General features: G+C 65.4%; 15 protein-coding genes. 5 read left to right on the forward strand and 10 right to left on the reverse strand.

Annotated features, from left to right (window positions below; translation table 11 throughout):
* Positions 1 to 292 precede the first annotated feature (292 nt).
* Positions 293 to 1,408 carry a GGDEF domain-containing protein gene (locus WBQ44_RS01405; RefSeq protein WP_495564963.1) on the forward strand — a complete coding sequence of 372 codons (1,116 nt, stop codon included), beginning with the start codon at positions 293 to 295 and terminating at the stop codon, positions 1,406 to 1,408.
* A 234-nt stretch (positions 1,409 to 1,642) separates the two neighbouring features.
* Here the strand turns inward: WBQ44_RS01405 and WBQ44_RS01410 are convergent, their stop codons facing one another.
* The 4 genes from WBQ44_RS01410 to WBQ44_RS01425 form a co-directional block, all read right to left on the reverse strand.
* Entirely contained in the window at positions 1,643 to 2,404 is a 762-nt protein-coding gene (locus WBQ44_RS01410; protein ID WP_495564951.1) for an SDR family NAD(P)-dependent oxidoreductase, read from the reverse strand.
* 50 nt (positions 2,405 to 2,454) lie between these two features.
* The gene (locus WBQ44_RS01415; RefSeq protein ID WP_495564952.1) at positions 2,455 to 2,829 is read right to left on the reverse strand and encodes a DUF1801 domain-containing protein; all 375 of its coding nucleotides are present in this window, start codon (positions 2,827 to 2,829) and stop codon (positions 2,455 to 2,457) included.
* Positions 2,822 to 3,109: a hypothetical protein gene (locus WBQ44_RS01420; RefSeq protein WP_495564953.1), complete on the reverse strand. Its 288-nt coding sequence runs from the start codon at positions 3,107 to 3,109 to the stop codon at positions 2,822 to 2,824. The genes WBQ44_RS01415 and WBQ44_RS01420 overlap by 8 nt, the downstream gene beginning before the upstream one ends.
* A 61-nt stretch (positions 3,110 to 3,170) precedes the next feature.
* Positions 3,171 to 3,320: a hypothetical protein gene (locus tag WBQ44_RS01425; protein ID WP_495564954.1), complete on the reverse strand. Its 150-nt coding sequence runs from the start codon at positions 3,318 to 3,320 to the stop codon at positions 3,171 to 3,173.
* Positions 3,321 to 3,337: 17 nt separating this feature from the next.
* Between WBQ44_RS01425 and WBQ44_RS01430 the strand changes: the two genes are divergently transcribed.
* Both WBQ44_RS01430 and WBQ44_RS01435 read left to right on the forward strand, forming a co-directional pair.
* The gene (locus WBQ44_RS01430; protein ID WP_495564955.1) at positions 3,338 to 3,508 is read left to right on the forward strand and encodes a TetR-type transcription factor C-terminal domain-containing protein; all 171 of its coding nucleotides are present in this window, start codon (positions 3,338 to 3,340) and stop codon (positions 3,506 to 3,508) included.
* Between the two features lie 11 nt (positions 3,509 to 3,519).
* On the forward strand, positions 3,520 to 4,581 hold the full coding sequence (locus tag WBQ44_RS01435) for a serine hydrolase domain-containing protein (protein ID WP_495564956.1): 1,062 nt from the start codon (positions 3,520 to 3,522) through the stop codon (positions 4,579 to 4,581).
* Here WBQ44_RS01435 and WBQ44_RS01440 read toward each other — a convergent pair.
* Positions 4,523 to 5,311, reverse strand: a complete 789-nt coding sequence (locus WBQ44_RS01440; protein ID WP_495564957.1) for a cytochrome c oxidase assembly protein — start codon at positions 5,309 to 5,311, stop codon at positions 4,523 to 4,525. The genes WBQ44_RS01435 and WBQ44_RS01440 overlap by 59 nt on opposite strands.
* 10 nt (positions 5,312 to 5,321) lie before the next feature.
* A complete protein-coding gene (locus WBQ44_RS01445) occupies positions 5,322 to 5,798 on the reverse strand; it encodes a DUF2243 domain-containing protein (RefSeq protein ID WP_495564958.1) in 477 nt (158 codons plus the stop codon).
* A gap of 22 nt (positions 5,799 to 5,820) precedes the next feature.
* On the opposite strand from WBQ44_RS01445, the gene WBQ44_RS01450 reads away from it, so the two are divergent.
* Entirely contained in the window at positions 5,821 to 6,417 is a 597-nt protein-coding gene (locus WBQ44_RS01450) for a hypothetical protein (protein ID WP_495564959.1), read from the forward strand.
* Here the strand turns inward: WBQ44_RS01450 and WBQ44_RS01455 are convergent.
* The 4 genes from WBQ44_RS01455 to WBQ44_RS01470 form a co-directional block, all read right to left on the reverse strand.
* Positions 6,342 to 7,043, reverse strand: coding sequence for a TetR/AcrR family transcriptional regulator (locus WBQ44_RS01455; protein WP_495564964.1), 702 nt, complete (start codon positions 7,041 to 7,043; stop codon positions 6,342 to 6,344). The two genes, WBQ44_RS01450 and WBQ44_RS01455, sit on opposite strands and share 76 nt — an antisense overlap.
* Before the next feature lie 236 nt (positions 7,044 to 7,279).
* Positions 7,280 to 7,882: a DUF305 domain-containing protein gene (locus WBQ44_RS01460; protein WP_495564960.1), complete on the reverse strand. Its 603-nt coding sequence runs from the start codon at positions 7,880 to 7,882 to the stop codon at positions 7,280 to 7,282.
* 48 nt (positions 7,883 to 7,930) lie between these two features.
* Entirely contained in the window at positions 7,931 to 8,317 is a 387-nt protein-coding gene (locus tag WBQ44_RS01465) for a DUF6153 family protein (protein ID WP_495564961.1), read from the reverse strand.
* Positions 8,318 to 8,919: 602 nt separating this feature from the next.
* The gene (locus tag WBQ44_RS01470) at positions 8,920 to 9,318 is read right to left on the reverse strand and encodes an NAD-dependent epimerase/dehydratase family protein (protein ID WP_495564965.1); all 399 of its coding nucleotides are present in this window, start codon (positions 9,316 to 9,318) and stop codon (positions 8,920 to 8,922) included.
* A 72-nt stretch (positions 9,319 to 9,390) separates the two neighbouring features.
* On the opposite strand from WBQ44_RS01470, the gene WBQ44_RS01475 reads away from it, so the two are divergent.
* Positions 9,391 to 10,350: an MSMEG_6728 family protein gene (locus WBQ44_RS01475; RefSeq protein ID WP_495564962.1), complete on the forward strand. Its 960-nt coding sequence runs from the start codon at positions 9,391 to 9,393 to the stop codon at positions 10,348 to 10,350.
* Positions 10,351 to 10,542: the final 192 nt, after the last annotated feature.

Here is a 10,542-nt window from a genome sequence, read left to right on the forward strand (position 1 = left end):
GGGGGCGGGCGCAGGGGCACCCTGCCACGAAACGGTGAGGGCGGTGACCTCGTCGGCAAAGGTACTTTCGAGGCCCGTCACAGCTGTGTTCGCGCCCACCGTCGAGTCAGGATTTGCGGCCATGATTCGAGGGTAGCCACGAAGTCGGCGTCGCAAACGACCGTATTCCAGAGACCCTGTCGAAATATTGGCGGTACTGGTGAATTGTCAACACAGCGACGTACGGGGGTCGGCGTGTCCAGTACGGAACACGTCTCGAGGCTTACATATCGAAAGGGCACCGACGCGCGTGATGCACCTCCTGCGTCAGTGGTGGACGAACCCGGTCGACTACGGCTGGGCGGTCGACTACCACCTCTCGCATGCCGCTCTGCGATTCACCCGCCGAGCCATCGGCTTCTGGTGCTGGATGTTCACCGCGGTCGCGGTGTTCGCACTGTTCGCCGACGCGGGACCGGCCGAGGGCGCACCCCGTGCCGTAGTCATAACCCTGATTGTCAGCGCGATCGTCGTCGGGTTCGCGTGGATTTTCGGGTCATGGCCCGGCCGACGCCTGTCGATCTGGTTCGTCGTCTACGCAGACGTCGGTGTCACCGCCGTCTTCGCCTCGATGCACGAGCCGCTGGTGACGTTCACCGGAATCGCACTACTCGCGGTGATCGGCAGCTATATCGCGACGTTCCACGACGCGAAGGTGTTCGTCGGCCATCAGGTGTTCAGTCTCGTCGTCACCGCTGCACTGTTCATGCGACTGGTCACGACGCCGGGCACCGACGTCCCTCTCGCGCTGATGTTCCTGACGATCGTCTCCCTGCTGCAATTCTCGGTGCCCGTGCTGACACAGGGTCTACTCCTCTTGCTGCGGCAGGAGGCAACGGGCGCTCTCTTCGACCCACTTACCGGGCTGCGAAATCGTCGGGGCCTCGGCACAGCGCTCGAGCAGCACTTCACCGGGACGACCTTCCACGCTCACGAACCCTTCGTGGTCCTGGTAGTCGACCTGGACGACTTCAAATCCGTCAACGACCGCTTCGGTCACTCCCGCGGCGACGAGGTACTCACCACCACGGCAGCGCAGTTGGACGACATCTTCGGGGGCTCATCGGTCGCCTGTCGTAGCGGCGGCGAAGAATTCACGATCCTCATGCGTGCGCCGGTGCCGCTCGCCGCGGACGTCGCGCACCGGTGCTGCCGCGGCGTCCTCGACGCGACGGGGGTGTCGTTGAGCGTCGGCGTCGCCGCCCATACCTGCGACCCCGGCTGCAACCACCACACAAGCATCGACTCGGAGTTCACCGAGCTCCTCGAGCGCGCCGATATCGCGATGTACGCGGCAAAACGTCAGGGCGGCAACACCGTCGTCGTCGACGGCACCGAGCACGAGCCGATGGAGCCCCGCCTACGCTGATCCCGTGCGCTCACACGTTCTGCTGTTGATGACGGTCGGTCTGATCGGCGTGTACGAACCCCTGCGGTGAGTGTCGATGAGCCGATCACCTGCAACCTCCACCGACATTTCGTTCGCGGCAAGGCCTGAGAATCTCGAGTGGCTTTGGTACACGATGCCGTTCGTCGGCGCCGGGATCGGTGCGTTCGCCGGACTACTGTTGCAGTGGAGGGGATTTCGACTGACGGCGAACGGCTAGGTGATGCTGACGCCGCCGTCGACGACGATGGTTTGACCCGTCACGTACCCGGCCGCCGGTGAGGCGAGCCAGATCGCGGTTGCTGCCAGCTCTTCTGGGTCACCGGTGCGGCCGAGGACGAGGCGCGGGGCCATGGCCTGGAGGTAGCCGTCCGGGTACGAGTCGGTCATCTCCGTCTCGAAGAACCCGGGCGCGATTGCGTTGACGCGGATGCCTTTACGCGTTCCCCACTGTTGGGCGAGGTCGCGGGTGAGCCCGGCGATGGCCGCCTTGCTTGCCGAGTACGCGGCTTGCGGGAGCCCCGCGGTGGTAATCCCCAGGATGCTGGAGATATTGATGATCGAGCTCCCCGGCGTCATTACCCGCCCGCATGCCTGCGCGGCCCAGTACGAGCCGTTGAGGTTGATGTCGACGACCGACCGAAACTGTTCGGGTGTCTCCCGGGTCGCGGGGAATGCGGTGCCGACACCGGCGTTGTTGACGAGCACGTCCACCTGACCGAACTCGGCCATCGCGGCGTCGATCAGCGCACTTGCCTGAGCCGGATCGGCGATGTCGGTGACCACCGGAAGAGCCGTCCCACCGACCGATTCGACGAGTTTCGCGGTCTGCTCCAGCTTGTCCGCGCGCCGTGCCGCAAGGACGACGCGTGCGCCCGCCTCGGCGAAGCCCTTCGCGAATGCGACGCCGAGGCCGGACGAAGCGCCTGTCACGACGACCACTTTGTCGGTGATCGCGAAACGGTCGAGCACGGTCATGAATGACTCCCTCTGTCAGCGGCGGTGCGTGGTGAGAGGAACCTTACGTATCACCGCGTCGCAGCGATCCACTGACGCAGGATCGACTGCACGTCGGATCGTCGCGCCTGCACGTCGGCCAGATCGGTGAATGTCAGGATCGCTCGATCCGGCGCTTTCCACGCGAGCGAATCCGACGGATCGTAGACGGTGACGGGCCCGCCGTCAACGATTTTTTTCGCACCCGTGTGCAACACCAGCCGAAGCCCGCCGCGGCGTTCGAGACCGGTGGTCGCGAAGTGCTCGCCGATGAAGTAACTCGGGGCATTCCACTTGATCGCCCCCTCGATCCGTGGGTCGGCGCCTTCGACGACTCGGCACAGTTCGGCCAACGCGTCACGCCGGGGGTCGTCGAGGGTGGCGAGGAATCCGGCGACGTCAGGCACTCCATCCCCAGTTGAACGGGTTGAACACCACCCGATACCAGACGCCGGTGTCGGGAACGTTCGTGCACGGAACGATGATGACCGACTGCTGGGCCTGCTCCAGGTTCTGTGCCTTGTTGCAGAAGTACTGCCCGCCCTCGCCGGAAAACTCCGACCGGTACACGGGCCCGTAATGCCACGGATCCGCGCTCGCGGTCCCGACACCGACGGTGGCGCCCGCGGCGATGGGGAGCGCCATCATGGTGGTGAGGACTGCTACACGTCGAGACGATCGGTTCATTGTGTGCACCCTTCGCAGATGTGGCCCGGCACCCGTGTCGTCGCTCACCGCCCGTGCGGCGTTACCGATCGTCTCTTCTCCACCACGAGTGGTTCAGGGCGGCGTGCCTGGTCATCTCCCAGTAATCGACGATCCGCCACGGCAGTGTCGAGACCACGCGCCCGGCGTCGTTGCGGTACCAACTGTCCATACCGTCGTGGGTCCAGATCATGCGCGGTGCGCCTCGTCGTGCCGGCGAACGTACTCCTGCTCCACCTCGGGCTTGCCTCTTTTGCGCTGACGGACATGCTGAACGGCATCAGCTCCTGGTTCCACGACGACGGCGAGATGACGATCGGCGAGGTCGCCGAAGACTACGTCGACCTCGCGGTGCATCGACTCCTGGGTTCTCGCCCGTGACGGTTACGGGAATGTGCGACAACGCTTTCAGCGCTGTGCGTGACAGATTGATCGCCAACCTGGAGTCCGGCGACGAACTCGGCGCGTCCATCGTCGTCGACATCGACGGCCGCGGAGTCGTCGACATCTGGGGTGGCCAGAGGGATCTCGACCGGACGACGCCGTGGGGCGAGAACACGATCACCAACGTTGTCGATCGAGGACTCCTCGACCCGTATGCGCCCGTCGCGCGGTGCTGGCCGGAGTTCGCGGCGGGCGGCAAGGACCAGATCGAGGTGCGGCATCTCATGTCTCACACCTCGGGGGTGTCCGGCTGGGACCGTCCGTTCACCACCGAAGACATGTACGACTGGGAGAAATCGACCGCGAAACTGGCTGCGCAGCAACCATGGTGGGATTCGCGCACCACATCCGGCTATCACGCGGCGAACCAGGGTCACCTGATCGGCGAGCTGATCCGACGGGCGACCGGTCGCTCGCTGCGGCAGTTCGTAGCCGAGGAGATTGCGGGTCCACTCGACGCGGACTTCTCGATCGGTGCCGACGAACGCCACTGGGGACGCATCGCCGACATCGTCCCGCCGCCGCCGCCGATGACCGACGCCTACCCCGACCCGATGTGGATCAGGCGTCGTACGTTTCTGGGTCCGTTGGTGGACGCACGGTCGGCGAACACACCGGAATGGCGTCGGGCAGACATGGGTGCGCTGAACGGGCACGGCAACGCGCGGTCGGTCGCGCACATCAAGTCGGTGATCTCCCGTGGCGGCGAGGGGCTTCTCGGTCGGGACGCCATCGACCTGGCTTTCGACGAACAATGCAACGGCGTCGATCTGGCTCTCGGCGTACCGCTGAGATTTGGAATGGGCTTCGGGCTGCCCCAGCTCGATACCATCCCGTACATCCCCGACGAGCGCATCTGCTTCTGGGGCGGCTGGGGCGGGTCGCTGACGGTGATGCACCCGGAAACCCGAATGACGTTCTCCCACGTCATGAACAAGGTGGGACCCGGCATCATCGGTTCGGCGAGAGCGGAGCACTACCTTCGGGCGACCTACGCTGCGATGATCTAGCCGCGACTCGACGCCTGCGCTCGATCGCGGTGTACCACTGAACGGCAAGGACAACGGCGAGCGCCACCTCGACGAGGTCGCCGCCGTAATACATCAGCTGGGCGCCGGCGTGGAGATCGTCGAGGGTGAACGACGTATCGGGCGGCTCGGTGCCGTACAGGCTCTTGGCGAGGATCGCGTGCGCCGCGCCCGCCAACAGCAGCGTCACCGCGTGCAGGCCGATCCCGTAGCGGCGTCGAACCGGGTCTACCTGGCATATTGCGAAGCTGAACAGCACCCCGGCCGCGAACACGTGCAGGTGCACGGCGACGGACAGGACCACGTCGTGGTGCATCGAAGCGAACACCGGCGTCCGGTATAGCAGCCACAAACCGCCGACATCGACGACGGCAGCCACCGGCGGGAAGACGAGCACACCGACCGCCCGGGAGTGCGCGAGCGCGACGAGGGAGTTCCTCGGTGGGCCGGGAGGCAAGGCGCGTAGTGCGAGCGTCACGGGCCGGCCGAGGACCAGCAGCAGCGGCGCGGCCATCCCCGTGACGAGGTGGACGGCCATGTGCTCGGTGAACATTCCTCCCGGGAGCGGGACGACCGCAACCAGAATTACGGCAGCCCCGCCCGCGAGAAACGACGCCTGCGCCCATCCCGACCATCGGTCCCCACGTCGCCGGAGCCTGGCCGCCGCCGCGACGTACAGCCCGACGAACAGGAGTGCCGCCGCGACGGCCACCCACCCAGACTCATGCATCGCTGGCCCGCGCGAGTCGTCGGCGGGCACGCACCATCAGTGCCGCACCCACGAGTAGCAAAACCACCCCGAACCCGTTCCACGCGAGGTCGTACGGCAGCAGATCGACGTCGTACCGCACCTGATGGACGCGGAGGACCTTGTGATCGATCAGCCCGTCGAACAGTTGGAAGCCGCCGGCGCCGAGAATTACCGCCGCCCAGAAGTGTCCGACCGCGAGTGCCCGCTGCCGACGCAGGTCGGACAGCAAGACGAAACCGGCTACGAGAAGCAGTAGTTCAGCCGTGTGCAACAGTCCGTCGGACAGCAACCCGATGGCAGGCGTCGACCGGTCGAAAAAATGATGCCACCCCAGTAACTGATGGAAGACAATCTCGTCGACGGCGGCCATCGAGGCGACCCCCAACATCGCTCCGGACGCCACCGAGCCCCGTCGACGAATCGGGCTCGACACTTCGTTTGGCCGCATTGTCGGCGGGTACCCGCGAGCGATGTGGAAAAACACCGTATGGGAAGGTCTGGTCGCCGGGGCGGTCGGAGCCGGGGTGATGACACTGAGCGAGAGGCTCGAGCAACGCATCACCGGACGCCCGAATTCGTATGTCCCGGCACACGTTCTGCACCGAATCACCGGGGCGGGACAACCGAACACGGCCGCCAACTGGGCGATGCACTACGGCCAGGCCGCGGTGCTCGGAGTTCTGCGATCGGTGATGTCCGAGGTCGGTCTCCGCGGACCACTGGCGTCGGCGAAATTCACCGTCGTCCGGTTGACGAACGACCAAATTCTGGAGAACGCGACGGGCGTCGGCGCTCCTCCGCAGACATGGCCGCGGAAGGAACTTGCCGTCGACGTTCTGCACAAAGCCGTCTACGCGTTCACCACCGGGGCGATCACCGATGCGCTCGCCGCCCGACGAGGACCTGGTCCGGGACAGCTGCACGCGCAGAGGCCCCCGGCCGGCAATCGGGTGTCGGGCCCATCCCCCACGATCAGGCAATGCTGTAGAACTCAGCCCTCGGTGACGAGCGGATGCGGCTGCGAGTTGAACCTCGTCGGTGAACCCCCGGCCTCCGCGATGCCGTGAATGCCGCCCCACGTCGACATCGTGAGGTAGTCGATCAGGTCGTCGATCGACATCGTCTTGTGCTCGATCCACCAGTGCGTCGCCAGCCGAACCGCGCCGACGATCGCGAAAGCGAACGGCACCGAACCACCCGAGTCCATCTCGTACGTGCGCAGATGCTTGCCCAGCACGGTGGCGAGCAACTCGGCGATCTTCCGCTCCGACTCGGTGATGGCCTCGCGGTTGCTGGTGTTCGCCATGACGTAGAGGTACACGTTCGGATCGTGCGCGATCGTCTCGACGTACGCGGTGATGACCGCACGGGTCAGGTCGTACTCGCCGAGCTCCTCGGATATCGCCGACGCGATCCGAGGCGCAAGCGTCGTCTCCAGATAGTGCGCCATCGTGGCGTTCGTCAGACCGCTCTTGTTCGTGAAGTTTTTGTACAGAACGGTTTTCGAGATACCGATTTCGGACGCGATGTCGTTCATCCCGATCTCGCTACCGTGCAACCGGATCGCCGCGAGAGTGCCGTCGAGCAGTTCGGCACGACGCGCGATCTTGTGGTCCCGCCACCTCCGTTTGCGCCCGTCGGTGCTCTCCGGCGCAGTCTGCGCTAAGGCTTCGTCTGCATCGGTCACGGTCATGGTTCTGCTCACGCGCTCATCTCGGACCCTCGAAGGCACCGGTATGTGCAACTCGTCGTCATGCATAACAGCATCACCGCTGAGCGTGCCAGTTGTCAATGGCAGACTCGGTGGCGTGGGTCGGGTGGTTGCGCCCGCCCCCACACCGCTTGAATGGTCCATCCATACGATCAGCTAGCTCGCAAGGACCATTCAAGCGGTGCGGGGCGCGTCGAGCGGGGCCCAGGCTCGTGCTGCTAGCCCAGCAACTTCTGCATCGCGTCGATTTCACGCTGCTGTGACGAGACGATTTCCCGTGCGAGCTCCTGCGCGTCGGCGTTGGAGCCGTCGGCGATCTCGGTCCCGGCCATCTCGACCGCGCCCGAATGATGTTCGATCATCATCGTCAGCCACTGGCGGTCGAACTCCGGCCCGGACAGGGTCAGCAGGGAATCCATCTGCTCCTGCGACATCATCCCACCACCATCCATCGTGTGACCGTCCATGCCTTCCGACGGCGCGGGCTGATCCCAACTTTCGAGCCACGCGGCCATCTGCGTCATCTCGGGCTCCTGAGCGGCGGAGATGGCCGACGCCAGCGCGACAACCTCGGCGTTGTCGGTGCGACCGTCGACCATCGCCGCCATGTCGACGGCCTGCGCGTGATGCGGGTACATCATCTGCGCGAACATCACGTCCGCTTTGTTGAACTGCGCGTCGTCGGATTGGGTTGACGCCGCGCCGGTGGTAGCGCTGGAAGAGTGGGTTGTGTGCGGCGTCGACGTATCGTCGCTGCAGCCGGTGACGACTGCTGCACCGATGGCGGCGGCGGCGATGGAAGCAATAATTCTGTTGGACATCGTTTTTCCTCGGGTGGATGGTTCGGGGGTAGCGGGGTTCGACCCCTGTCACACCCGCAACATCACCGATCGGTCCAACTCCCACAGCGCCCAGGGTGGGGCGCGGCCGAACCTCGATTCGATGCCGACCGTCGACCGCCCGCCGTCGTTCGATGAAGCGGCTACCGAGACATCGATGTCATGCAGGCCGATGGGGGCCAATTTCGTCACGGTCCCCATACATGCGTGCATCGCATGATGACCGGACGGGCAGTCGTGCTCAGCGATTGCACCCTGGAGATCCGCGCGGTCCGAGACCATCGACATCCCCTCGTGCACCCTCGGCGCCGGTGATGCCGGCGTCCACGAGTGCATGAACAGAACGCCGAGGACGGTGAGCGCAATCAGCAGCACACGCGAGGGCCCGGAGCTCCCGTTGCCGCGCTGATTCGCCATGCCGTCGACGATAACACTGCATACCCCCTAGGGGTAACACGTCGGGGGTCAAATTGTGTACGGACCGGTGGGTCTGTCGTGGTAGCCCTTCGCGCCGACAAGGGATGAAAGCGTACTGAAGGGCGAGTCGCCCCGATCGAGGGCGGCGAGGGCCGACCCGAACCCGAACCGCGGCTCTCAACCGAGATACCTGCGCGCCGCGGTGTCGACGTAGACACGGTCCACGACGGGGAACATCGTCCAGCCCGATTTCTCGTAGACCTCGGCGTACCGCGGAAGTGCCGCCGCACCACAGCAGGGGCGTCGACGCCCAGCTCGGCCCGATCTAACTCGTCGAATGGTGTTGTTGCACTGATGATGTAGCGTCCGAACCCGATATCGTCAGCCGCGTCCAGAGCGCGTTCGTGCGCGTCCACCACGTCGGCGATGTCCACCCTGCTGTACAGCAATTCGTTGATCTTCGGGTTCGCATCGGGGTACGCGGCGCGGACTGGGGGGGCGGTCGTCGACATCGGGGAAGAGCGTCGCGGTTCGCAAGACGATCACCGCAAGACCATTCTCTCGATTGAACACTCGGCACATGCCCTCTGCCGGCGTTTTGATCACGCCGAAAATATCCGCGTTTCCGGCACAACGCTTTCGGTGATCCACGACGCGGGACCACCGGCGGGCGGCGTCATGGCCCCATCGAATGTCGTCGTCGAACTCGAGAAAACGACGCGGCCGACACCCGCCGCGGCCGATTCTTCTACACCGCAAGCGATCCGGACACATTGACGTTTTACACTCTTGTGCAGCGCGGCGGTATGTACGACCGCGTCGATTCCCACCAGAGCCTGTTGCAACAGTGTGCGGTCCGTGACGGATGCGACGTGGGTTGTCCAAGGTGATGGCTCGATGTCGAGTCCGGCGACGTGGTGCCCCTGATCGCCGAGCTTTCGAACCAGCGCCTCACCCAGATGGCCTGCGCTGCCTCTCACGAGAATGCGCACCGGCCACACGCCGGCGGCTCCGTCGACACCCAACCACCGGTTTTACGTTTGCCCACCCATCTGCGCGGGGAAGCAACGAGGATGCAGACGTTTCTTCCGCACGCAGGGTTCGTCCGTTCGGCGCACGCGCTCGACGACCGGCGACTCGGTAAGCAGCGGGTGGAGACGTTTCAGATCCTCCGCGCACTGGTGTGGCCGACGTACGGGTGGAAGCGTCACCCTGCGGTCACGATGTGGCGGGGGTTCACCCCGGCCGTCGTCGCGTACGGCATCGCGACGTGCCGGGAATGGGCGGCGAGGGGGCACGCCGACGCGCTCGAAGAACAACTCCTCGAATACAGCGCGGGCACGCGGTACTCGTTCGACGAGCTCAGCGCGGAGGGGAAGCTTCCACCGTGGCTGGGCGACGATACCGTGCACGAAAGTCACCGCAGGGCCCTCGCGAACAAGTCACCCGATCTGTACCCGAAGGACTGGTCGGGCGATCCGGGCTACGTGTGGCCGACCCCGCCATACCCTGTATGGCCGTTGCCCTTTCGTATCGGCAAGGACACTCTGACCTCGGAGACCCCGACGCGGACGGTCAGCAGACTGAACGACGCGAAGGCCCCCGGCGCGGCATTCCTCGACCCCGGTACCGACGCATGGGACGCGCTGCGGCTGCTGAAGCGCGGAGAGTCCGTCGACCTTCAGTTCCCCGAGCCGTCGACGCTGATACTCGCCGCGAGCCGTGTCCGTGCGGGGCTGACGGCCGTGCTTCTCGATCAGGATCCGCCGACCGACGACCCGCTGCCCGCCCCGTCGGAGGAACGCGGCGGGACGGTGTCCGCGTCGATAGCACGCAAGCCCAGCGAGGTCGACCGCGAATCGATGACCCTCGAAGCCACCGACCCTGCGCGAATCCGCTGGTTCCGACGCGGCCAGTCGATCCCGGAGCCGTCCCGCTTCGCCCTCGTGGCGACGACGGGTGCCGTCGTCCCACCCGAGATCGACGGCCTCCCGGTCCTGCGCGTGGAGTGCGGCTCCGCCGCCGGTGTGTGAAAAGTGCTGCCTCGACAGCACTTTTGACACACGGTCAGGTGCGGCAGCGCGCTATCGGCGTGCCGAACAAACGGAACGTTTCGCTGGTGTCGACGTCGGCCTCCACGCCCTTCTGCAGCAGGACGATGATGTCCGAGCCGCCGAACTGGACGTAGCCGAACTGATCTCCCTCGGCCGCGCCCGCTCCCACCG

Origin of the sequence: Rhodococcus sp. (in: high G+C Gram-positive bacteria) (genome assembly GCF_049591685.1) — a bacterium.
Lineage (GTDB): Bacteria > Actinomycetota > Actinomycetes > Mycobacteriales > Mycobacteriaceae > Rhodococcoides.